This window comes from Euzebyella marina, from assembly GCF_003687485.1.
GTDB classification, from domain to species: domain Bacteria; phylum Bacteroidota; class Bacteroidia; order Flavobacteriales; family Flavobacteriaceae; genus Euzebyella; species Euzebyella marina.
Genome location: NZ_CP032050.1, coordinates 4560363 through 4581499, shown reverse-complemented (window position 1 = coordinate 4581499; position 21137 = coordinate 4560363). Strand labels below are relative to the sequence as shown.

Genomic DNA, 21137 nt, shown 5'->3' with positions numbered 1-21137 from the left:
CATATTCCAACCAAATAATGAAAATATCAGTCGAGCTTACTTTTTCCCCTTTACAGGATGATTTTGAAGAACATATAATGAAATTCATCAAAAAGTTAAGAAGCTCTAATCTAACAGTTCTAGAAAACCCGTTGAGTACCCAGGTATATGGCGATTATGATACCGTTATGGAGGTGTTACAGAATGAAATCAAAGATGCTTTTGAATTGATGGATAGGGGGCTTATGTACATGAAACTGGTAAAATCTGACAGAAGCGATTATGAGCCACATTTTTGATTGGCTTTTCGCCCAATACGAAGGAGTTCCGAATCATATTGTCGTATTAGAGCTGATCAGCGTAGTTTTTGCGCTTTTAAGTGTGGTCTACTCAAAACGGGAAAACATCTTGGTGTTTCCCACGGGTATCGTAGGTACTGGTATCGCAGTTTATATTTTATGGATCTACGGTTTATTGGGTGATATGTTTATCAATGCCTACTACTTCATAATGAGTATTGTTGGTTGGTATGAATGGACGAGAAAAGTGGATGAAGATCATTATATTCCCGTAACGCTGACCACTTCCAAAGAAAAGCAATGGTCGGTTCTATTGTTTATAGGCACCATAGTTTTTGTCGCCCTAGTTTATTCTTTTACTGATAGATTCAATAGCTGGACGGCTTATACCGATATTTTTACGACGGCCATATTTTTCGTCGGTATGTGGTTGATGGCCAAGAAGAAGCTAGAGAATTGGGTTTATTGGATTGTCGGTGATGTTATTACCGTTCCGCTCTATTTATATAAAGGGCTTATATTTAGTGCCATTTTATATTTTGTATTAACCATTATTGCAGTCTTCGGTTATCTGGCATGGAAGAAACGCTTAAACAAAAGCCCTCAAACCTTATTAAGGTAGTATTATTTGGTCCTGAATCTACAGGAAAGACCACGTTGAGCCGTCAATTGGCTGAACATTATGGCACTTTATGGGTGCCTGAGTATGCCCGCGAATATTTGCAGGAAAAGTGGAACAGAGAGCAGAAAACCTGCGAGCCGAAAGACTTAATTCCGATAGCACAGGGTCAGGTTAAGATGGAAAACGAAATGACCAAAAAAGCTACAAATCTTCTTGTTTGCGACACAGACCTTCTAGAGACTAAAGTATATTCCGAAGCTTATTATTTAGGATATTGTGACCCACTTCTTGAGAAATATGCGCTAGAGAATACGTATGATCTGTACTTGCTTACCTATATAGATGTACCGTGGGTTGCAGATGACCTGCGTGACAAACCTACTGAAAGGGAAAGAATGTATACTTATTTTAAAGATACCTTAAAGCGCTATGAAAGGAATTTCACTATCTTGAAAGGCACTAATAGTGAACGTTTGGCTACGGCCATTGAATATATTGACCAATTATTGAATAAGACATGAATTTAACTGCGAACGACTTGACATTTCTTTCTGAAAAGGGAATTTCACAAGAGAAGGTAACTCAACAAATCGAAACTTTTAAAGAGGGAATACCATTTGTACAGCTTGAAAAAGCTGTTACGGTTGGCGATGGCATATCGAAATTTACTCCCGAAGAAGAAAAGAACATGATTGGTAAGTTTGAAGAATCAGCTAAAAACGGACTTTCTCTACTGAAATTTGTACCCGCATCGGGTGCTGCGTCACGTATGTTCAAGGCTTTGTTCAATTTTCTTGACGCTTATAATCCAAAGGAAGAATCTCTTGATGCTTACTTTGAGAGAACCGGTGATAAAGATTTAGAGGTGTTCGCAGATGGTATTACAGAATTTGCGTTTTATGATTTGGTTAAAAAAAGAATATCGGGTCAAGCAAACTCAAAAGATGAAGAAGTATACTTGTTCGTGAAAGAGATGATGTCAGAAGAAGCCTTGAATTACGGTTTCTACCCGAAGGGTCTTTTACCATTTCATAAGTATGTAGCCAATACGGCAACCCCTTTTGAAGAGCATCTTAAAGAAGCGGCCGCTTACTCAAAATCTGGTGATACCGCCGAACTGCATTTCACTATATCGCCGCAACATGGCGATATGTTCAATTCTGAATTTGCAGCTGTAAAAGAAAGGGTTTCTTCTGAAACTAAAACCTCGTTCAAGGTCAGCTATTCTTATCAAAAGCCATCTACCGATACCATCGCCGTAGATATGAATAATGAACCGTTCAGAAACTCAGATGGTTCTGTGTTGTTCAGACCAGGAGGGCACGGTGCGCTTATCGAAAACTTGAATGAGCAAGATGCCGATATCATCTTCATAAAAAACATCGACAATGTTACGGTGCCTAGATATGCCGATGAGGTTGCCGATAGCAAAAAAGTTCTCGCAGGTGTACTACTGAGTGTTCAAGAAAAGGCATTTGATTATGCCAAAAAATTAGATGATGAAGAACTGTCTTCAGACGACTTGGCCGAGATAAGAAGCTTTCTCGAAAGTGAATTGAACGTAAAGGTATCGCAGAAATATGCCGATAGCGATTTAGAGGGACAGTTGACAATTCTAAAACAATCTATCAACAGGCCTATCAGAATATGTGGTATGGTAAAGAATGAAGGGGAACCTGGCGGTGGCCCTTTTTGGATCGATAATCGAAAAGGAAATATCTCGCTACAGATTATCGAATCGGCGCAAATAGATACCGCAGACGATGAGCAGAATAGTATTTTACAAAATGCAACACACTTTAACCCGGTAGATTTGGTCTGTGGGGTTAGAAATTATAAAGGCGAAAAATACGACCTGCTTGAATATGTAGACCCTAAGCAAGGTTTCATTACAGGAAAAACTAAGGAAGGAAGAGAATTGAAGGCACTTGAGCTACCAGGGCTATGGAACGGTGCCATGGCATTTTGGAATACCATTTTCGTAGAAGTACCTTCCATTACATTTAACCCAGTAAAAACGGTAAATGATTTATTGAGACCTGCCCATCAAGTAAATAATAAATAGTAGAACAAACCTAATGCTCTTAAAGTAATAAAAAAGTGTGTAAGTTTTACACACTTTTTTAGTTCGTTACACACTGCTACTCAGTTCATTAAAAATTGTTTATTTATCTAAATATATGATAATCAGTTTTTTAAACTAAAAAAAGTATACTGCGAAGCAATTGGCATCTTTTTAGTTCTATACTAAGCGAATATCAAAACAAATAAATTAATCTTAACACTATTAGAAATGAAAAATTTAATGTTTGCTGCAGTATTGTCTTTAGGTACAATGACTGCTTTCGCTCAAGAAGAAGAAACAACTGTAGAAGAAGTTGCTACTGAACAAGTAGAAGCTACTCAAGATGATTACACCGAAATAGCTGCTGAAGAAGTTCCTGCTGCTATTACTGAAGCACTAGAAGCTGCTCACCCAGGTGCTACCATCTCTAAGGCTTTTATGAATGAAGAAGCTGAATATAAGCTAGAGGTTGCTAAAGAAGACGGTGAAACTGCTGAGCTATACGCTGACGCAGAAGGTAACTGGATTGAAAAGTAATTCCTCGAGCAGATAGCCGATAATTAATCGGTGAAGAAAGTCCTATCAACTTTTAAAGTAGATAGGACTTTTTTATTGTGCCTAATTACTCAGTTTTACCGAGTGATTCAACCTCGGCTTTATAAACCTAATGTGTAACGTGTTTACTTGGTTACACACTTTTTAAATGCAGTATCCACTATTACACACATAAATATTACACGATATTTATTAAACAACTGATTTTCAATAAATTATAAATTTTTTGATTTTTGGTATCATTATTTCTTTACTGTAATCAGTTAATCACATAAACTCTAAGAAAATGAAAAAGTTTTTTATCACCACTGTATTCGCACTAGGAACACTTACTGCTTTTGCTCAAGAAGAAGCAACTGCTGTTGAGGAAAATGCAACTGAGGCTGTAGCTCAAGATGATTTTTCAGAGGTTGCTGCTGAAGAACTACCTGAAGCTGTAACAGCTGCTGTTTCTAAAAACTATCCTACCGCGTCTATAGATAAAGCATATGTAAACGAAGCTAAGCAATATAAACTAGAGGTTTCTCTAGAAGATGGTACTGCTGGTACTCTGTACGCTGACGAGAATGGTAACTGGATTGAAATGTAATAACTTGAGTTATTTGTTTTGTATCAAGTTGGTTTGGTCGGAAAGGGATCGCTTATAGCGATCCCTTTCTATTTGTAATTATTTCTTCTGTCATAACATTTTATCCTTCTTAGTATTAGATACTGAGATTTTAAGTTAATTGGAGAGAGGGTTCCCAAAAAGAAGAGCAGTTTAATTCCTAGATATGACTTTCCATAATAAATAACAAAGTATCACGACACTTTTATCCTTCGCTTCAATTCCTTTAGATAATCCATCAATCGTGATGGATTTTTGCATTTAAGGGATTGGTCTTCCCGACATCTCTATTAAGTAAGGTCGTTATGCCGTTAATTACTAAGAGGGAAATATGGTTATCGGTTCCAGCTATTTTTGTGAAAAAATTACCCACTCACCATTTGGTTTCACACTAATACACAGATTAAAAATCCTTTAAAAATTTTAAGCGATTGAAAATTAGATAGTTGTGTTTTTCGTCTGTTTTGGTATCATATTTTCAATGTACTAAGTGAATTTGATTAATAAATTATTATAATATCTAAAATTAGAACATCATGAAAAAGTTATTTATCACAACCGTATTCGCTTTGGGAAGTTTAACTGCATTCGCTCAAGAAGAGCAAGCTGCTGATCAACAAGAGGCTGCTGCTACTGAAGCTGTAGCTCAAGATAGTTTTTCTGAAATTTCCCTAGAAGAAGTTCCTGAGGCTGTGACTACAATGATTGAGACCAACTATCCTGGTGCAACAATCAATAAAGCCGCTAAAAACGAAGAGAACCAATATAAAATCGAAGTTTCTCTAGAAGATGGTACTTCAGGTGCTCTTATCGTTGATGAAGAAGGTAATGCTGTAGAGCAATAAGAATAGTTAATTCTTTCTTGGGAGTAAGCTCCCGGTTAAAAAAGGGTCCGATTCGTTCGGGCCCTTTTTTATTTTCATAGAGTTCAGGGCAGGGTATCTTTTAAGAGAAATTAAGACAGGAAACAGCTATCTTGTGTTATTTTTACGTAAATAGAAATAGAACCTATATTTCCCGTATGCCAAACCTTCTTATTATTGAAGATGATGCAGCTTTTTGCCAAATGCTGCAAAAGTTTTTGACCAAACGCGGTTACGAAGTTGAGACCAGTTTCAACGCTCCTGATGCCAAGCAAAAAATTCAAAAGAGCAATTTTGATCTCATACTTACAGACCTTCGTTTGCCCGATTATGATGGCATACAACTTCTATCGGATATCAAAGCTGTAAACCCGGCTACCCAAGTAATTGTTATGACGGGCTACGCCGAGGTAGGTTCTGCGGTGAATGCCATGAAAAAGGGAGCATTCGACTACATCTCTAAACCTTTTACACCCGATGAAATAGTCATGGTCTTAGACAACGCCATGAAAGTAGAGGCGAAGATTCCTGCGAAGGTTGAAGATGATGAAGAAATTGAAGAACCTGTAAATGTGGGTGTCAGCACCCCACCGGTAAGGTCTAGAGGCTCTAAAGTGGTTAAGGGTATCAGCGATGCCTCTAAAAAATTAGATGATTACATCAAGTTGGTGGCACCGACCGATATGTCTGTTTTGATTACCGGAGAGAGCGGAACAGGTAAAGAAGTTACTGCCAAGGCGATTCACGATAACAGTAAAAGAAGAGATTTCAATTTTGTGGCCGTAGATTGTGGTGCCATTCCCAAAGAACTGGCAACCAGTGAGTTTTTTGGCCATATTAAAGGTAGTTTTACAGGAGCTGTTGAAGATAAGGTAGGTAATTTCGAGGCTGCCAATAAGGGAACTTTGTTCTTGGATGAGGTAGGAAATCTTAGCTACGAAAACCAAATTCAGCTTTTAAGGGCGCTTCAGGAGAGGAAGATAAAAAGAGTGGGAAGCACAAAGGAAATTAATGTAGATGTACGCATTATCACTGCCACAAATGAAGATTTGACCGATGCCGTTGAAAAAGGAAACTTCAGGGAAGATCTCTATCATAGACTTAACGAATTCTCTATTGAAATTCCTTCTTTAGAAGACCGTTTTGAAGACTTAATGCTTTTTGCGGAGAATTTTCTTGATAAGGCTAATGCCAGTTTAGATAAGAATGTACAAGGGTTTTCAAAAGAAGTTTTAGAAGCTTTTCAGCAATATCATTGGCCAGGTAATTTACGGGAGCTTCAAAATGTTATCAAAAGGGCGGTGTTATTGACTGCCGGAAACGAGGTCGAGATTTCGGCGCTACCTAAAGAAGTCTTGCAACCACAAGAAAAAGTTACGGTGGCAGAGGGTTTTTCAAAGTCGGAGTTTGAAAAAGAAAGAATTATAAAGGCCCTGAAAAAGACGAATTTCAATAAATCGAAAGCTGCAAAATTACTGCAGGTTACCCGTAAAACGCTGTATAATAAGATTAACCACTATAATTTGGACTTGTAGCCAACCGTTCTTCCAGCTCTTTGGTCAATAGGGCCACTTCCCTTTTTAATTCGGTAAAAGATTCATCCATCTCGCCCCATTCCATTTTATCAGGCTTGGCCAATTCGAGGTTCTCAAGAATGCCGACACTTTTATTCACCTTCAATTGCCTGAACATCGGCAACATACGATGGGCCACTTGATTGACTTGAGGGTAATCTCTGTAGCTTACCGTCTGCTCTAAAAGCGACATATTGGTTTTGGTATCGCTCAAAAAAGTTGCCAATACATCAAAAATGGCATCTTCGTTAGTGCCCAAAAATGAATGTATAATATCTAGATTGTATAGCTGTGAAGTTTCTTTTTCCTCCTTTTTAACTACAACTTCTACATTGCTTTTTGTCGATGGTTTCTCTTCAGGCTCCGTTACGATACCCATTAGTTTTAAGGTCGCAACGAGTTCGCCTTTTGAGAAAGGTTTTTGCAAAACTTGGGAGAACCCTACGCCAATATAGGCCTCTGGCCCAAGGTCTCTTCTTCCCGTCATCGCAATGATGGGTTGCTTTTTATAGTGTTTGTAGTTGCCCGATTGAAGTTTTTTCAAAACTTCAAAACCCGTAACCTGGGGCATTTGAATATCGGTAAGTACTATATCATACGCTAAATGCGAATCTTGTTCGATAGAGAGAAAATTGGTGTATGTATGAACGGTGATACCCATACTTTCGGCCAGTTCGCGTAACATATGTAGCAAAGCGGTATCGTCATCGATAATCAACATTCGTAATTTGGGCGCCATATAAGGCATAGACTTGTCGGTCTCTTTTACGGCATCCGTTATTTCTAAAGGCAGGGCAAGCGTGAAGGTGCTGCCTTTACCGACCTCACTTTCTAAAGTAAGCTTGCCTTTGAGCAGTTCTGCCAATTTTCTCGAAATGGTAAGACCGAGCCCGTAACCTCCAAATTTTTTCTCGGTGTCTTTTTCGGCCTGAGTAAATTCTTTGAATATTAAATGCTGCTTGTTTTTGGCAATTCCGATGCCCGTATCCGAAACCGATATTTTTGCCAAAATACCTCGAGCTTTGCCTTTTTCAGCAATGGCATTCACTTTAACATGACCCTCTTCGGTAAATTTAAAAGCATTGCCCAATAGGTTCGTGAGAATCTGTCTTATACGAAAAGGGTCGCCTAAAACCGTTTTCTCGAACACGGGGTCGATATTCAAAATAAGTTTGAGTCCCTTGTCTTTGTGAATAGCCTGTAGGTTTTCCGCTGTTTCTTGAATAAGATTGGCAGGTATAAAAGGAACATTTTCTATATTGAGTTTGCCTGCTTCCAGTTTCGAGAAATCGAGCAGATCATTGACCAGGTTACCTACGTACTGAGAGGCCGATTTTACATTTTTAATGTAGCCTTTTTGTTTTTGCGAAAGCTCGGTACTTTCCAATAATTCTGAGTAACCTCCAATAGTGTTCAAGGGTGTTCTTAAATCATGGCTAACCGTTGAAATCAGCTGTTCTCTGCTTCTAAGAAGCGATTCTGAAAACTTCTTTTCTTTCTCCAATTTGGCACGATAAGTCTGTACTTTCCAATAATCGCGGGTAATCAAGAATGAGAAAATGGCAACAATAACAAAGCCAAGTAATGCGGCAAGGCCGGCAATTCGAGTGGTTCTTCTTAAGGTTTCCCTTTTTTTAAGACTATTGTTATAACTACTTGTTATGACCTCTTGTTCGAACGCGGCAATTATGTTCTGTAACTGTTGCGAAAGTTCGAGGTCGTTGCGGCTCATTTCAATCTCTTTTAAAGCCAGCGATCGTTGCGATCGGGTGTCGGCCAACTTCGCCTTTCGGATCATCGTTTTAGAGACGTTCAATATAGAATCTACATAGGCCGCATTTTGGGTGGCATCACCATTTTGGGGGGCATTGCTGCTAATGAGCGCTGCATATTCCCTTAGCGAACGTTGTACTTGGGGCGATAACTTATCAAACTCTGAAAAAAGATTCTCGGCTGAAAATTTCCCAAAAGACTCCTCTATCTTTTCGAATTCCTTTAGGGCCTTATCCAATGAATTATTGTTGGCGCTACTCACTTTAAGCTTTCGAAGTTCACCGTTATTGGCTACTTTTTGCTTTAACAGTACTTGAAGACTGTCTAAAAGGTCTTTCTGCTCCTGGCCCAACATGAGCTGTTTGAGCGTGTCGATTTGCGTTTGAACCGAATCGATTTTTTTGGAATATGCGCTAAAAGAAAGTTGATTGCCGTTTTGAATGGCCAGTTTTGAGAGACTTTCGGCTTCGTACAAATTAGTCACCAATGAGCTGGTTCGCAAAAGCTTTTCATCATTGGTGTCATTGGTTTCGGTAGAAATATAGGTCTGTATCTCAGTATAGATAAAATAACCGACACCTGCTGTGAGCAATGCCAAAACGAGGTAACTGGCAATGATTTTTAGGGTGAATTTATTTTTAGATCTTCCTGTTTCCGTTCCCATAGTATTCTTTTTCAAAGCAGTTTCTAAAAGTACGTATATAAAGCTGTTAGGGTTTATAACGAACCGTTAATTATTTAGCTCTCAAGAGAGTTACTAAATTTTAAACAATTTGTTATGATATTAAATAAGCCCAATTTATATTTGCCGCGTCTCAAAGGGGTGCTTTTTTCCCGTTAGATGCCAAGAGAAAGAGTTATATAAACTCATATTCCTTCTCAAGGTAAAAAACTCGAAAAGGCTGAGATTATACCCAATGAACCTGGGCGGGTAATGCTGCCAAGGGAGGCGAAAAGTTCGCCATTTGGAATTTCCAAGGTTTCCTATTGGAAACCAAAAATCATGTTTAATCATTAGAATAATGGCCCCTTTTATTCGTAACTAATTATTAGTACGGATGAAAATACCTTTTACCATTTTCAATTCTAAGCAAGCTGTTTACAACAGTGAAAAAAGACGACCAAAAACTTTTTCAAAAGGTCGCAAAAGAAATCATTTTATTTTGGCCTTGGCAGTAGGGCAGGCCTTTTATTCATTGGCCCAAGAACAGCAACCTACCGATTCTTTAGAAGGCACCAAGGTGGTGCTTGATGAAGTTTTGGTGCAAGCGGTACGGGTAACCAATGAAACGCCGGTCACCTATTCCAACCTTAAAAAGGAAGAAATCGCTCCGCGTAATCTGGGTCAAGATATACCCATTTTGATGAATTACTTGCCTGCGGTGGTTACGACGTCCGATGCCGGAGCCGGTGTTGGTTATACCAGTATAAGGGTAAGGGGTAGCGATGCTACTCGGGTGAACGTTACCATCAACGGAATACCTTACAACGATGCTGAGTCTCATGGTACCTTTTGGGTCAATATGCCCGATTTTGCTTCTTCGACCGAAAGCTTGCAGTTGCAGAGAGGTGTCGGTACTTCAACCAATGGAGCCGGTGCTTTTGGCGCGAGCCTTAACCTTCTGACCGACGCAGTAGCTGAACAGGCCTATGCCCAAATATCTTCATCGGTCGGTAGCTTTAATACGCTTCGTAACAATATTAAGTTTAGTACGGGGCTATTAAACGATCATGTAGAAATATCAGGTAGGTTGTCAAGAATAACCTCAGATGGATATATCGATAGGGCCTCGTCAAAACTGGAATCTTACTTCTTGCAAGCGGCTTACAAAGATGGCAATACGCTTCTGAAGGCCCTTATTTTCGGTGGGCATGAGATTACCTATCAATCATGGAACGGCATTGATGGCGAAACCCTTAAGACGGATAGAACCTATAATTCTGCGGGAGCATACACCGATGAAAACGGAAATGAGCGTTTCTATGATAAGGAAGAGGACAATTACAGACAAGATCATGCCCAGCTGCTTTGGAACCAACAACTCTCTCCGTATTGGAGTACCAATGTTGCATTGCATTTCACGAATGGCAGGGGTTATTTTGAACAGTTCAGGGAAGACGATGCTTTTTCCGACTATGGTTTTGCTCCTTTACTAGTTGATGGTGAAACTTTGAATACGACCGATTTAGTACGCAGGAGATGGCTCGATAATGCCTTTTACGGGACGGTTTTTTCCGCTAATTATTCGAAAGATAATCTTGATATTATTGCAGGTGGAGGATGGAATTCTTACCAAGGCGCCCATTTCGGGGAAGTTATTTGGGCGCGATATGCCTCGAATAGTGAGCTTAGGGATAGGTATTATGATAACGATTCCAATAAGAGTGATTTTAATCTCTATGCGAAAGCCAACTATGGGCTGAATGAGAAATGGAGTTTGTTCGGTGATTTACAGTATAGAAGGGTCGGTTATTCGGCCAATGGTGAAGATACCGGTCTGGTCGATGATACTTTCCGATTTTTCAATCCTAAAGCAGGTATCGTTTTTGACCTGAACCGTAATAACAATTTCTATTTCAGTTATGCTGTGGCCAATCGCGAGCCGAATCGCAATGATTATGAGAGTGGCAATCCAAAACCCGAACGACTGAACGATTTTGAACTGGGCTGGCGATATGTGTCACCCAAATTTCAATTGAATGCGAATACCTACTACATGCGTTATAAAGATCAATTGGTCTTAACGGGTGAATTAAATGATGTGGGTGCACCCTTGCGTGCCAATGTGGGTGATAGTTATCGCGCCGGTTTAGAGCTCGATGCCAACTTGTTGTTGAGCGATAGTTTTCGGTTGAGTCCTAACGTTGCCCTAAGCACCAATAAAAATGTCGACTTCGTATTTCAAAGAGATGGGCAATTACAAAATCTAGGTAATACAAACATCGCTTACTCACCAAATGTAGTGTTAGGCAATAGGCTAACTTACATGCCTACAGAAAATCTGCAAGCTACTTTTTTGACCAAATATGTCGGCAAGCAGTATATGGGCAATATCGACTCTGAAGATTCGACTTTAGATGCCTATACACAGTCAGATTTAAACGTACAGTATACCATAGATTTTAAATCGGTTTTAAAGAGTATCACTTTATCAGCGTTAGTTAACAACGTTTTTGACGCTGATATTGTCTCCAACGGCTATTTCTATACCTACGATGATGATTCAACTGGGTCTGTAGTTACCTATGAAGGTGCAGGCTACTACCCTCAGGCCGGTATCAACTTTTTATTGGGAGCCACAGCGCGCTTTTAGAAGTTGACTTTTTATTAAGGTTGAAAGCCATCGCCATTTGGTCGGTGGCTTTCTTTTTCTAATCCAATTAAAAAGGGAATAATACTATTGAACAGTGTTGCGGCAAGCTTCATATTTATTCCTTATTTTCAAGGAGTGAATTAATAACGGCATAACAAAGGCTATGAATAGTATGGATAAAAAAAATATACGTTGGGGAATTATTGGCTGCGGAGACGTGACGGAAGTCAAAAGTGGCCCGCCCTATCAATTGACCGAGGGTTTTAAATTGGAAGCGGTAATGCGTCGAGATGAATCGAAGGCTGCTGATTATGCCAAAAGGCATGAAGTGCCATCTTATTACTCGAACGCCGATCAATTGATCAACGATAACAATATAGATGCCGTGTATATCGCTACACCGCCCGATAGCCATAAGTTGTATGCCCTGAAAGTAGCTGCCGCGGGCAAACCATGTTGTATCGAAAAGCCATTATCCCCCAGTTATGAAGAAAGCATAGCCATACATAAGGCCTTTGAAGAAAAGGGGCTTCCTCTTTTTGTTGCTTATTACCGGCGCACCCTGCCCCGCTTCTTAAAAGTTAAGCAATGGCTCGATAATGGTGCTATTGGTGAAGTTCGGCACATCAGTTGGATGTTAAGTAAAACACCTAGCAAAATTGACGTGAAAGGAGAATATAATTGGAGAACCGATGCCAGTGTTGCTCCAGGCGGTTATTTTGATGATTTGGCCAGTCATGGGCTGGATCTTTTCGGTTACTATTTTGGGGAATTTAAAGAGGTTTTCGGCATCTCTTTGAATCAACAAAATCTATATACGGCAAAAGACGCTATAACTGGTACCTGGGTACACCAGAACGGAATTACTGGTACAGGTACTTGGAATTTTGGTTGCGACCGCCGAGAAGATAAGGTTGAAATTTTTGGTAGTAAGGGTAAGATCAGCTTTGCCGTTTTTGAAGATGAAGATGTTCTATTACATAATGAGAAAGGCACTTTTAAAGAGTTTATAGCGCACCCTAAGCACGTTCAACAATTTCATGTGGCTGCCCTAAAAGAAGACCTATTTGGTGGAGATAAGCATCCGTCTACGGGAACGACCGCTTTGCACACCAGTTGGGTAATGGATAAAATTTTGGGTCACCTTTAATTTTTATGACTTTCCATATCATTTTCTGAATTACTTTTAATTAAGGTCTTACAGCTTGGTGAGACCAATAAATTCAGGAAGGCTATGGAAAAAATACCGGAGTTTGGCAGCAAACTGCGAAAGAATATTGTTACGGTTCCCGAAGTGATTAACACCTGCTCGGGTATCAAGGTCTTTGGGCAACTTCTCAAGTCGTTTCTTTTTAGCACCGATGTGGCCATTATCAGAAATACGAATGCCAATGCCATTATAGCCGTCTACCCCTTTACACCTCAACCTACAATATCTCAAGCTTTGATTTTGGCGGCTGATAAGCCTATTTTTTGCGGTGTAGGAGGAGGTATTACTACGGGTAACAGGTCTGTAGAATTGGCTGTTCATGCCGATTTTCAAGGTGCTTTAGGGGTGGTTCTTAATAAACCTGCGCCTAATGATTTGATTAAAAGGTTGAAGGATAAAATTGATATTCCCGTTACGGTTACCGTAGTTTCCGAAAGGGATGATATTAAGGGAAGAATTGATGCAGGGGTCGATATTTTTAATGTTTCCGGGGCTACAAAAACATCCGATATCATAAAAAAGATTCGCGACATGAATAACGAGGTGGCCATAATTGCAACAGGAGGAAAAACGGAAGAGACCATTGCAAACGCTATCGCGGCAGGGGCCAATGCTATTTCATATACGCCACCGAGTACCGGTGAACTTTTTAAGTCGACGATGGAGCGGTATAGAAATGAATAGAAATAAGTGGTCAGTTGGTTACCACTACCACGTTACCACTTACGGTTGCCTGATACTCCAAGAGGTTGTAATAGCGTTGGCCATCATCGGGCCTATCTTTTTGTTGGCCCGTAAAAAGATAGTATTCGTAGCCTTCACAATTGCAGGTTACAATTTGTCCGTCTAACGACATCGTTGAGCACTCATTCGGAATATGATTCGGGCAACTGGCCTCAAATGCACGGTACTGGTCGAAATTCGATTTGATGACGAAAATACCTTTGATTCCGGTGCCTGGGGTATCAACAAATACAGCATTTCCCAAATTGGTCAAAGGGCTGTAAAGAGGTAGGTTAAGGTTCATATCAAAACGAAAGCCTATTTCCTGCAAATAGGGGTTTCGCTCTCCTCGATCATTGTCACAAGAGAGTAAAAAAAGCAAAAGTAGAACACTGGTTAAACGAGGCATCTTACAGATTCAAAATCATCAATACAGCACAAAAGTGACTAAAATTTATGTATATTTGCGTTAAATCCTCTCTAAAAAAGCCGGGGTAGACTCGGAATAAGTAGAGGATTTTTCTTATTTATTACTTTAATGGGTTCTGCCGCTATTGCGGCCATGAAATCGGAGCAATTTTCACGGGCACGTAGTAAACCACAAGAAATCAAGGTCTTGAAAAATCAAGGTCAGGTGTCTTCGCCCTAAATTTGCCATTTGGTGTCTTGGCAGGCTATTTTTTAGTAGCCGATTGACGCTTACTGCAGCAAGAACCCGGGTTTATAAACTGAATATTATGAGTAAAGTTTCATACTATACGGCTGAAGGTCTCAAAAAATTAAGAGACGAGCTGAACCATTTAAAAGATGTTGAAAGGCCAAAGGCTTCACAGGCAATTGCCGAAGCTAGAGATAAGGGTGACCTTTCCGAAAATGCCGAATATGACGCCGCCAAAGAAGCACAGGGTCTTTTGGAGATGAAAATTTCAAAAATGGAAGATATCTTGGCCAATGCACGTTTGATTGATGAGTCGCAGTTAGATACTTCAAAGGTGTTGGTACTTTCAACGGTCAAGTTAAAGAACCAGAACAATGGTATGGAAATGAAATACACCTTGGTGGCCGAGAGTGAGGCCGATTTAAAATCGGGTAAAATATCGGTGAACTCGCCCATAGGTAAAGGCTTGTTGGGTAAAAAGGTAGGTGAAGTGGCCGAAATTACCGTTCCGAACGGGACTCTTAAATTCGATATTCTAGAAATTACCCGAAACTAGTAATAGTACTTGTATGGCCTCTATTTTCACGAAAATTGTCAACGGAGAAATACCTTGTTATAAGATTGCCGAAGACGAAAACTATTTCGCTTTTTTAGATATCAATCCGAATAGCAAGGGGCATACCTTGTGTATACCCAAAAAAGAAGTCGATAAGTTGACCGATTTGGATGAAGAAACCTACATGGGCCTAATGGCCTTTTCGAGAAAAGTGGCCTTGGCGATAGAGTCAGCTATCGACTGCCAACGGGTCGGTCTTACCGTTATTGGGCTTGAAGTGCCGCATGCACATGTTCACTTGATTCCACTTAACGGCATGCAAGACGCTACCTTTCAGAAAAAAGTGAATCTTGACAAAAATGACTTCGTTGCTACAGCAGAGGCTATTCGAGCAAAGTTGTAAATAGATTAGCTATACAATTTCTTGCTGAATGAGTAGGTATACGCCTATGCCTACTACCGCTATAAGTACGAATAACAATACCCAAAAGAGAGTGGTGAGGTTTAAAGAACTTGGCTTGGGCCGAACCATTTTTTGATAGTAGTCAAAAGTGCGTTCAATATCTTCCGTCCAGCTAACGGGGTAGATATGGCATTTGCATTTATTGCAAATCAATTCATGTGTTATTTCATTGCTGGTTCTTCTTGCAAACTTGGTGTGGTAATGCTTTTGGTAAAACGATAGTTTCAAATCTTGATTAAAGCATTCTGGGCAGTTATTGGTTAAATCTGCCTCTTTTAAGAGTACTAATTTTTCCTTCGCCATAATATCATTTTTAAGCGGGCACCGGGTATCCAGTGCTAGATATCCATTCTTTTAAGCGATATCTGCATAACGGTGCCTTCTTTATTCGACGACAACACCTTTATTTTACCTTGGTGGTATTCTTCTATTATTCTTTTTACGAGTGATAGACCTAAGCCCCAGCCTCTTTTTTTTGAGGTTACACCGGGGTTAAAGATACTTTGAAAATCACTTTTCGGAATGCCGTGTCCGGTATCCGATACTTGAATATGTACGTTCTTTCCATCAGGAAGGATTTTAATGCCTATTTCGCCTTTGCCCTTCATGGCATCGATTCCGTTTTTGACCAAGTTTTCAATGGTCCAGTGATATAGTGACGGATTAAGTAATACTGGGGCACTGTTTAATTGGCTATCAAAGGTAAATCGTATGAGGCTTGAGCTTCTTAATTTTAAATACTCATAAGCTTCCTTAGTCTGTTTTACTATGTCTTGATGGTCTAGTTTTGGTAACGAACCTATTTTTGAAAATCGTTCGGTAATGGTCTCGAGTCGAGAAATATCCTTTTGAATTTCCTGTGTTATCTCTGGGTTGATGTTTTCGGCCTTTAATAATTCATTCCATCCTAAAAGAGAAGAAAGAGGAGTGCCTATTTGATGGGCGGTCTCTTTCGCCATACCTGCCCACAGTTTGTTCTGCTCAGAAGCCTTATTGGTCTTAAAAAAGAAAAATATGACCGCCCCAAAAAGAAATATAATCAATAGCAGGGCGATAGGGTAATATTTCAATTTGTTGAGCACTTCTGAATTACCGTAATACAAAGTGGCCAGATGTTCACCTTGTTGGTCAATTGAAATAGGCGTGTTTTCGTTCTCGAACTTTGAAATTCGCCGTTGTATGTATGCCGTATCGGTAATTTTATCGGCAGGCATATTGTTGGTTTTGATAGACCCGTCTTTGTTTACCAATATCATGGGAGTTGAGGTATTGTTCTGAAATACCTTCAAATGCAAGTTACCCAAATCGGCATCCTCGGAAGACTGTTGAAACTCTGATTGGGCCGTGGCCCAAATTTCCATTTTTAGGCGTTCTTCCTCCTTGAATTTTTTGAAAAAGCTGTTCGTATTCCAAAGAATGAGACTTACGATAACAAATGACGCTATCAGTAAAAACAGGTTTGAAGTCTTTTTTTTAGGGTTAAAGTTCATTCAGTGAATAGTCTTATACAACCCGTTTTTCATCTTCATAGGGTTCTCTTCAAATATAACGTAATTGCGGGCAAATTGGTATATGAATACCTTACGTGGGACATGGCGGGGGTTCTAAAATTTGTACCTTTAAGGGTATGGCAAAAGAAATGATTTCAGTTACACCCGATGAGGTTTCTACAGGTAGGTTACATGGTTATTTGTTAGGTGCTATTGGCCCACGACCCATTGCATTTGCCAGTACGGTAGATGAAAAGGGCCGACCCAATCTTTCGCCCTTCAGTTTTTTTAACGTATTTGGTAGCAAACCGCCCATTCTTATCTTTTCTCCGGCCCGAAGGGTGCGTGATAATACCACCAAACATACACTGCAGAATGTCTTATTGACGAAAGAAGTGGTCATCAATATCGTGAATTATAACATGGTTCAACAGATGTCGCTCTCCAGTACAGAATATCCGAAAGGTGAAAATGAGTTTAAAAAAGCAGGACTCACCATGGTTCGGTCAGACTTGGTAAAACCGTTCAGGGTTGGTGAATCACCAGTTCAATTTGAATGTAAGGTGACGAAAGTCGAGGCATTGGGAAAAGAGGGTGGTGCCGGTAATTTGATTTTTTCGGAAGTATTGAAAGTACATATTGACAAGGCCATTTTAGATGAAGAGGGAGTTATCGACCAAGCTAAAATTGATCAAGTGGCGCGTATGGGGGGTAATTGGTACAGTCGAGCCAATATGGGTCTTTTTGAAGTAGCAAAACCTCTGTCTACCATGGGTGTTGGTGTAGACGCCTTACCGTCTCAGATAAGATTGAGCAAAGTTTTGACCGGTAATGATTTGGGTATGTTGGCCAATGTTGAAAAGATACCTTCCCAAAAGGAAGTTGATGAGTTTATCGATTCAAACATAGAAATCAGGTCAATTATCAGCGGAGGGGAAAGAAAAGATTTAGAGGTTAGGGCCCAGGAATATTTAAGGAATAATGACGTGCAGGCAGCTTTAAAAACGTTGTTGGCGCCATGAAAAGGGTTCAACTTTTTGAGTTCGAAGATTTGCATTGGTTCCCTAGCTTTTTAAGAACTGGTATGACCAATTTGATAGCAGTTCTTCACCGAATGACCGGTATCCCTAGCGTACTCTCCCATCTTTTGATAGGGGTTTTACGAGAAAACCATATCAATCAGATTGTTGATTTAGGGTCAGGTTCCGGTGGCTGTATGCCCCAAGTGATGAAGGAATTGCACAAAGAACAAGATCTTTCAGAAGTACGTTTGTTAATGACAGACCTTTTTCCCAATAAAAATGTGGTGCAGCGATTTATTGACAAAGGAGACCGTTTGATAAAATATCATCCCAAACCTATCAACGCAACAGATTTGTCAGATGTGCCTGAGGGATTAAAAACCATGGTCAATAGCTTTCACCATATGCCACCTAAAGAAGCACGGCAAATTTTAGAGACCGCAACCACCAATAAAGAACCTTTGTTGATTTATGAAATGGCAGAAAATAAGATGCCGTTACTTCTTTGGTGGCTCTTACTGCCGATTTCTTTATTGATTTTAATAATTATGGTTTTCTTTATGACGCCCTTCGTTAAACCGCTTACGGTTAAGCAGATTATTTTTACTTATTTGATTCCTGTCATTCCCATTTGTTACGCTTGGGATGGGCAGGCTTCGCTGCCCCGAATGTATAGCATGAATGATATCGACGAACTGCTAAAAGGCCTTCATTCCAAAGAATACCTTTGGAAGAAAGGAAAAGCCTTGAAGCCGAACGGGAAAGCAATGGGCAGCTATGTTTTGGGCTTGCCAATCCGCTCAAATTGAATAGTTTAAAGGGGTGCGAGGCTAGCTTGAAAATCATTGATAACTTATGTTGTTTTTGTTAGGTGAAAACTTCTAATAACCCTACTTTTAAAAATTAAAGTATTTAGTTAACATATAATTCGTAGTCATGGAAGTACAGGGAAAAATTAAGCAAATCGGGGATGTTCAAACCTTTGGTAACAATGGTTTTAGAAAGCGTGAGGTGGTGATAACGACTGAAGAACAGTACCCACAGCATTTGATGATCGAGTTCGTTCAAGATAAAACTGACCTTTTGAACAACTACAATATAGGGCAAGATGTGAAGGTAAGCATCAATCTTCGAGGTAGGGAGTGGACCAACCCACAAGGTGAGGTTAAATACTTCAACTCTATTCAAGGTTGGCGTATCGAGAACCTTCAGCAAGAGCCAAGTGGAGGCCAAATGCCACCGGTACCACCTATGGAAGCTTTTGCCCCAGTTGATGATTTAAACGAAGATGACCACGACGATCTACCGTTCTAGTTCAAGTGGCCGATAAAATCGAAACCCGTGGCCTTTAAAGGCTACGGGTTTTTTGTTTTCTAGATAAAAGCCTTGCCTGCCAGTACTTTCTTAGAGACTTGAACTTTAGGGCTTCTATTTTTTTGATTTTAATATTTTTGGAACAAAGACAGCGATAATGTACGTAGTCGAGCAAAAATTAGAATTTCCTCCAGTGTCCGAGGCTAATAGCGAGGGATTGTTGGCCGTAGGTGGAGACCTTTCGGTAGCACGCCTTGTATTGGCCTACTCGAACGGTATTTTTCCTTGGTTCAATGATGATGCCTTAATTCTTTGGTGGTCACCTGCCAAAAGAATGGTATTGAAGCCATCTGAGGTGAAGATTTCTAAAAGTATGAGAAAGGTTCTTCGCACGGGTAATTTTAGGTTAACGAAGAATACCTGTTTTGCCGAGGTAATGAAAAACTGTTCTAAAATAGAGCGAAAAGACCAAGACGGCACTTGGATCACCCATCGTATGCAAAAAGCCTATAGCACCCTGCACGAACAAGGTTGGGCTACTTCGTATGAAGTCTGGAACGGGGACAACCTAGTTGGTGGACTTTATGGTATCGATTTAGGACATGTTTTCTGTGGTGAGAGTATGTTTAGTAAAGAAAGCAATGCTTCAAAATACGCTTTTATAAAAATGGCGCTAGAACTCGAAGAAAAGGGCTATGAACTTATCGATTGCCAAATGTATACCGAGCATTTGGCCAGCTTGGGGGCCAAAGAACTACCAAGAAAAGAATTTATAAAGATTCTAAAGAGAAAAAACAAGGCTGGTCAATAAAAGCATAACGTATTGGGGGGTTTGACCATAGTTTTCGACACGGTATTCAAGCCCTGTCTGTAATTTGGTGTCAGGGGTCAAGAGCCAACCGATATGTCCGGTCAGTCTTTGGTCAAACTCAGGCTTGTTCCCTTGGGCAGCGCTCAAAAGACTTTCTGTTGAAGCCACTACGTACGCTTCACCTACATCAAGCTTTTCTCCGTTTAGAGGTGCATCCACAGCAAACCTGTAACGAAATCTATGAGTGGTCAATGATGGACTAATTCGTTGCTCGACCCTCAATCGGTTACCGATTCTCATATTTCTAAATCGGTCGGTAATGTTATATTGTTCTGTAAGTCGCAATTCGTTCTCCTTATCGTTTTCGAAATTTTCTCTAAAACGGTATCTGATACCCAAAGCAATACTTTGGTCGATACCAATATTCAACTTAGAGAAATGAGTTATTTCAAGCTGCCGTACCTTATATTGAAATTCTTCATCATAGAGGTAGTTACGATTACCAATCTCAAAGTTGTGGGAATAATTAGTGGCCACTTTATAGTTGAAGGCCATGGTCGGTTCAAAATACACCACTATTCCATCTTGAGATAAAACCCGAAAAACCGAAAGAAAGCAAATAAGAAAAAGCCAGTTTTTAATAGAGTACGTGGTCATAGTTCGGTGGTAGCGACTTTCTTATTTTTTCAACATTGCCTTCAGCATCAAAAAGTATCTCAAACTGTTCATACCCATCGTCTTTTCTACCAGCCACTATCAACTCATATTTGATACTTGGCAGCATGAGGTTTTGAAAAGCATTTCTCAAAGTCTTCTCCACACCTTCTTTACCTACCGAATAGTGTTGCTGCATTCTTCTGATGCGGTATTTTTTAAAGGAGTTACCGAGATAGTTGGTCATTTTGGTGTATGAATCATCCGGTATATCTACAGGTTTAATAAGAATCTCAACATCCTCTAGTACGCCATTTTCATCGAACTCTATACTGTAGTGCAAACGGTCTTTTTTGAATTTGGCTTCGTAGCTCACTTTTGTGCTATCGGTTTCTTTGTAAAACTTGACGCGTTTAGCATCTTGAAGTTTTTCTGAAATCAATTGCAACGCTTCATCAGGAAATTGTGCTTTTCTAATGCGGTGTTCCCATTCGTATTTATGTTGGGTAAAGCCCCAAGTGGTTACGAAGATTAATAGGGCCGTTAGAATGGTTTTATGATGGTTTTTACTGAACATAAATAGTT

General features: G+C 39.9%; 23 protein-coding genes. 17 read left to right on the top strand and 6 right to left on the bottom strand.

Translation table 11 applies throughout. The features are described from left to right. Window positions 1-17 precede the first annotated feature (17 nt). From D1013_RS19685 to D1013_RS19650, 8 genes are all read left to right on the top strand, one after another. Complete coding sequence (locus D1013_RS19685) at window positions 18-278, top strand: thiamine-binding protein (protein ID WP_121850451.1); 261 nt, start codon at window positions 18-20, stop codon at window positions 276-278. Further along, window positions 262-900 carry a nicotinamide riboside transporter PnuC gene (gene pnuC, locus D1013_RS19680; RefSeq protein ID WP_121850450.1) on the top strand — a complete coding sequence of 213 codons (639 nt, stop codon included), beginning with the start codon at window positions 262-264 and terminating at the stop codon, window positions 898-900. The genes D1013_RS19685 and pnuC overlap by 17 nt, the downstream gene beginning before the upstream one ends. Beyond that, window positions 855-1421: an AAA family ATPase gene (locus tag D1013_RS19675; protein WP_121850449.1), complete on the top strand. Its 567-nt coding sequence runs from the start codon at window positions 855-857 to the stop codon at window positions 1419-1421. The genes pnuC and D1013_RS19675 overlap by 46 nt, the downstream gene beginning before the upstream one ends. Then, entirely contained in the window at window positions 1418-2965 is a 1548-nt protein-coding gene (locus tag D1013_RS19670) for a DUF4301 family protein (RefSeq protein ID WP_121850448.1), read from the top strand. The genes D1013_RS19675 and D1013_RS19670 overlap by 4 nt, the downstream gene beginning before the upstream one ends. A gap of 228 nt (window positions 2966-3193) precedes the next feature. Next, window positions 3194-3502, top strand: a complete 309-nt coding sequence (locus D1013_RS19665; protein WP_121850447.1) for a hypothetical protein — start codon at window positions 3194-3196, stop codon at window positions 3500-3502. Window positions 3503-3806: 304 nt separating this feature from the next. Next, entirely contained in the window at window positions 3807-4109 is a 303-nt protein-coding gene (locus tag D1013_RS19660) for a hypothetical protein (protein WP_121850446.1), read from the top strand. A 554-nt stretch (window positions 4110-4663) separates the two neighbouring features. After that, window positions 4664-4972, top strand: a complete 309-nt coding sequence (locus tag D1013_RS19655; protein ID WP_121850445.1) for a hypothetical protein — start codon at window positions 4664-4666, stop codon at window positions 4970-4972. A gap of 176 nt (window positions 4973-5148) precedes the next feature. Then, a complete protein-coding gene (locus D1013_RS19650) occupies window positions 5149-6525 on the top strand; it encodes a sigma-54-dependent transcriptional regulator (protein ID WP_121850444.1) in 1377 nt (458 codons plus the stop codon). Here D1013_RS19650 and D1013_RS19645 read toward each other — a convergent pair. After that, window positions 6500-9001, bottom strand: coding sequence for an ATP-binding protein (locus D1013_RS19645; protein ID WP_121850443.1), 2502 nt, complete (start codon window positions 8999-9001; stop codon window positions 6500-6502). The genes D1013_RS19650 and D1013_RS19645 overlap by 26 nt on opposite strands. Window positions 9002-9395: 394 nt before the next feature. Here D1013_RS19645 and D1013_RS19640 point away from each other — a divergent pair, with 394 nt between their 5' ends. The 3 genes from D1013_RS19640 to D1013_RS19630 all read left to right on the top strand — a co-directional run bounded on the left by D1013_RS19640 (window position 9396) and on the right by D1013_RS19630 (window position 13545). Continuing rightward, entirely contained in the window at window positions 9396-11651 is a 2256-nt protein-coding gene (locus tag D1013_RS19640; RefSeq protein WP_121850442.1) for a TonB-dependent receptor, read from the top strand. Window positions 11652-11823: 172 nt separating this feature from the next. Continuing rightward, the gene (locus tag D1013_RS19635) at window positions 11824-12801 is read left to right on the top strand and encodes a Gfo/Idh/MocA family protein (protein ID WP_121850819.1); all 978 of its coding nucleotides are present in this window, start codon (window positions 11824-11826) and stop codon (window positions 12799-12801) included. Between the two features lie 84 nt (window positions 12802-12885). Continuing rightward, on the top strand, window positions 12886-13545 hold the full coding sequence (locus D1013_RS19630; protein WP_121850441.1) for a hydrolase: 660 nt from the start codon (window positions 12886-12888) through the stop codon (window positions 13543-13545). Window positions 13546-13555: 10 nt separating this feature from the next. On the opposite strand, the gene D1013_RS19625 is transcribed toward D1013_RS19630, so the two are convergent. Next, a complete protein-coding gene (locus D1013_RS19625; protein ID WP_121850440.1) occupies window positions 13556-13993 on the bottom strand; it encodes a Rieske (2Fe-2S) protein in 438 nt (145 codons plus the stop codon). A gap of 328 nt (window positions 13994-14321) precedes the next feature. Between D1013_RS19625 and greA the strand changes: the two genes are divergently transcribed. Both greA and D1013_RS19615 read left to right on the top strand, forming a co-directional pair. Then, a complete protein-coding gene (greA, locus tag D1013_RS19620; protein ID WP_121850818.1) occupies window positions 14322-14798 on the top strand; it encodes a transcription elongation factor GreA in 477 nt (158 codons plus the stop codon). Window positions 14799-14811: 13 nt separating this feature from the next. Continuing rightward, on the top strand, window positions 14812-15201 hold the full coding sequence (locus D1013_RS19615) for an HIT family protein (RefSeq protein ID WP_121850439.1): 390 nt from the start codon (window positions 14812-14814) through the stop codon (window positions 15199-15201). A gap of 9 nt (window positions 15202-15210) precedes the next feature. Here the strand turns inward: D1013_RS19615 and D1013_RS19610 are convergent, their stop codons facing one another. Then, window positions 15211-15564, bottom strand: a complete 354-nt coding sequence (locus tag D1013_RS19610; RefSeq protein WP_121850438.1) for a hypothetical protein — start codon at window positions 15562-15564, stop codon at window positions 15211-15213. Window positions 15565-15599: 35 nt separating this feature from the next. Further along, the gene (locus tag D1013_RS19605) at window positions 15600-16751 is read right to left on the bottom strand and encodes a sensor histidine kinase (protein ID WP_121850437.1); all 1152 of its coding nucleotides are present in this window, start codon (window positions 16749-16751) and stop codon (window positions 15600-15602) included. 149 nt (window positions 16752-16900) lie between these two features. Here D1013_RS19605 and D1013_RS19600 point away from each other — a divergent pair, with 149 nt between their 5' ends. The 4 genes from D1013_RS19600 (at window position 16901) to aat (ending at window position 19898) form a co-directional block, all read left to right on the top strand. Continuing rightward, window positions 16901-17773: a flavin reductase family protein gene (locus D1013_RS19600; protein WP_121850817.1), complete on the top strand. Its 873-nt coding sequence runs from the start codon at window positions 16901-16903 to the stop codon at window positions 17771-17773. Beyond that, window positions 17770-18582, top strand: coding sequence for a hypothetical protein (locus D1013_RS19595; protein WP_121850436.1), 813 nt, complete (start codon window positions 17770-17772; stop codon window positions 18580-18582). The genes D1013_RS19600 and D1013_RS19595 overlap by 4 nt, the downstream gene beginning before the upstream one ends. A 127-nt stretch (window positions 18583-18709) precedes the next feature. After that, entirely contained in the window at window positions 18710-19087 is a 378-nt protein-coding gene (locus D1013_RS19590) for a DUF3127 domain-containing protein (protein ID WP_121850435.1), read from the top strand. Window positions 19088-19244: 157 nt separating this feature from the next. Then, window positions 19245-19898 (top strand): leucyl/phenylalanyl-tRNA--protein transferase, encoded by a 654-nt coding sequence (aat, locus tag D1013_RS19585; protein WP_121850434.1) that lies wholly within the window; start codon window positions 19245-19247, stop codon window positions 19896-19898. On the opposite strand, the gene D1013_RS19580 is transcribed toward aat, so the two are convergent. Together D1013_RS19580 and D1013_RS19575 are read right to left on the bottom strand one after the other, a co-directional pair. Then, entirely contained in the window at window positions 19869-20555 is a 687-nt protein-coding gene (locus D1013_RS19580; protein ID WP_121850433.1) for a DUF2490 domain-containing protein, read from the bottom strand. The genes aat and D1013_RS19580 overlap by 30 nt on opposite strands. After that, window positions 20536-21129: a hypothetical protein gene (locus D1013_RS19575; RefSeq protein ID WP_225621392.1), complete on the bottom strand. Its 594-nt coding sequence runs from the start codon at window positions 21127-21129 to the stop codon at window positions 20536-20538. The genes D1013_RS19580 and D1013_RS19575 overlap by 20 nt, the downstream gene beginning before the upstream one ends. Between the last annotated feature and the right edge of the window lie 8 nt (window positions 21130-21137).

Coding starts and splice junctions, on each gene's coding strand:
- D1013_RS19625 (WP_121850440.1), bottom strand. CDS start 13,993: ATGCCTCGTTTAACCAGTGTTCTACTTTTGCTTTTTTTACTCTCTTGT.
- D1013_RS19640 (WP_121850442.1), top strand. CDS start 9,396: ATGAAAATACCTTTTACCATTTTCAATTCTAAGCAAGCTGTTTACAAC.
- D1013_RS19635 (WP_121850819.1), top strand. CDS start 11,824: ATGGATAAAAAAAATATACGTTGGGGAATTATTGGCTGCGGAGACGTG.
- D1013_RS19615 (WP_121850439.1), top strand. CDS start 14,812: ATGGCCTCTATTTTCACGAAAATTGTCAACGGAGAAATACCTTGTTAT.
- greA (WP_121850818.1), top strand. CDS start 14,322: ATGAGTAAAGTTTCATACTATACGGCTGAAGGTCTCAAAAAATTAAGA.
- D1013_RS19610 (WP_121850438.1), bottom strand. CDS start 15,564: ATGGCGAAGGAAAAATTAGTACTCTTAAAAGAGGCAGATTTAACCAAT.
- D1013_RS19605 (WP_121850437.1), bottom strand. CDS start 16,751: ATGAACTTTAACCCTAAAAAAAAGACTTCAAACCTGTTTTTACTGATA.
- D1013_RS19655 (WP_121850445.1), top strand. CDS start 4,664: ATGAAAAAGTTATTTATCACAACCGTATTCGCTTTGGGAAGTTTAACT.
- D1013_RS19670 (WP_121850448.1), top strand. CDS start 1,418: ATGAATTTAACTGCGAACGACTTGACATTTCTTTCTGAAAAGGGAATT.
- aat (WP_121850434.1), top strand. CDS start 19,245: ATGTACGTAGTCGAGCAAAAATTAGAATTTCCTCCAGTGTCCGAGGCT.
- pnuC (WP_121850450.1), top strand. CDS start 262: ATGAGCCACATTTTTGATTGGCTTTTCGCCCAATACGAAGGAGTTCCG.
- D1013_RS19665 (WP_121850447.1), top strand. CDS start 3,194: ATGAAAAATTTAATGTTTGCTGCAGTATTGTCTTTAGGTACAATGACT.
- D1013_RS19685 (WP_121850451.1), top strand. CDS start 18: ATGAAAATATCAGTCGAGCTTACTTTTTCCCCTTTACAGGATGATTTT.
- D1013_RS19595 (WP_121850436.1), top strand. CDS start 17,770: ATGAAAAGGGTTCAACTTTTTGAGTTCGAAGATTTGCATTGGTTCCCT.
- D1013_RS19660 (WP_121850446.1), top strand. CDS start 3,807: ATGAAAAAGTTTTTTATCACCACTGTATTCGCACTAGGAACACTTACT.
- D1013_RS19645 (WP_121850443.1), bottom strand. CDS start 9,001: ATGGGAACGGAAACAGGAAGATCTAAAAATAAATTCACCCTAAAAATC.
- D1013_RS19580 (WP_121850433.1), bottom strand. CDS start 20,555: ATGACCACGTACTCTATTAAAAACTGGCTTTTTCTTATTTGCTTTCTT.
- D1013_RS19600 (WP_121850817.1), top strand. CDS start 16,901: ATGATTTCAGTTACACCCGATGAGGTTTCTACAGGTAGGTTACATGGT.
- D1013_RS19590 (WP_121850435.1), top strand. CDS start 18,710: ATGGAAGTACAGGGAAAAATTAAGCAAATCGGGGATGTTCAAACCTTT.
- D1013_RS19650 (WP_121850444.1), top strand. CDS start 5,149: ATGCCAAACCTTCTTATTATTGAAGATGATGCAGCTTTTTGCCAAATG.
- D1013_RS19675 (WP_121850449.1), top strand. CDS start 855: ATGGAAGAAACGCTTAAACAAAAGCCCTCAAACCTTATTAAGGTAGTA.
- D1013_RS19630 (WP_121850441.1), top strand. CDS start 12,886: ATGGAAAAAATACCGGAGTTTGGCAGCAAACTGCGAAAGAATATTGTT.
- D1013_RS19575 (WP_225621392.1), bottom strand. CDS start 21,129: ATGTTCAGTAAAAACCATCATAAAACCATTCTAACGGCCCTATTAATC.